The organism is Mesorhizobium sp. M7A.F.Ca.ET.027.03.2.1 (assembly GCF_003999175.1).
GTDB lineage: Bacteria > Pseudomonadota > Alphaproteobacteria > Rhizobiales > Rhizobiaceae > Mesorhizobium.
In genome coordinates this window covers 1-480 of the sequence record NZ_RZOM01001873.1, presented here as the reverse complement: position 1 = coordinate 480, position 480 = coordinate 1, and the positions used below count along the sequence as shown (strand labels likewise).

1 protein-coding gene is annotated in these 480 nt (G+C 57.5%); it reads left to right on the top strand.

Annotation, left to right across the window (positions count from 1 at the left end):
- Window positions 1–480 (top strand): FAD-binding oxidoreductase (locus tag EN750_RS38545; protein WP_145968401.1); only part of this gene is annotated, 480 nt, incomplete at both ends.

Sequence of the window (480 nt, the reverse complement as noted above, 5' to 3'; positions counted from 1 at the left end):
CGAGGTCGGGGCGCGAGTACGCGGTAAAGGTCTATCGTGAGCTTGATGCTGCTTTGCGCGGCGTCCAGGCCTTCGTCGAGCGTGAGCGTATCGATTGCCACTACCAGACCTGTGGCCGCTTCATTGGCGCCAATTCGAAAGCCCATTTTCGAGCTTTGATTGCCGAACTTGAACAGACCCGACAGGCCGTCGGGTTCGACTATTCCGTGGTCGAGAACCATGAAGTTCATACGGAAATCGCCTCCGACAGCTACCATGGCGGGGCGATCATTCCGGATCTCGGGTCGATTCATCCCGGGCTTTATCACGCGGGTCTTGTCCGCAAGGCGCTCGATGCTGGTGTCAGGCTGTATCCTCTCACCAATGTGGTGGGCGTCGAGCATGGCGCGAGCGGGAAAACTGTTCGAACTTCAAAAGGAACCATCGCTGCCCCTCATGTCATTGTCGCCACCAACGGTTATACGAGCCGCGACCTCAAAT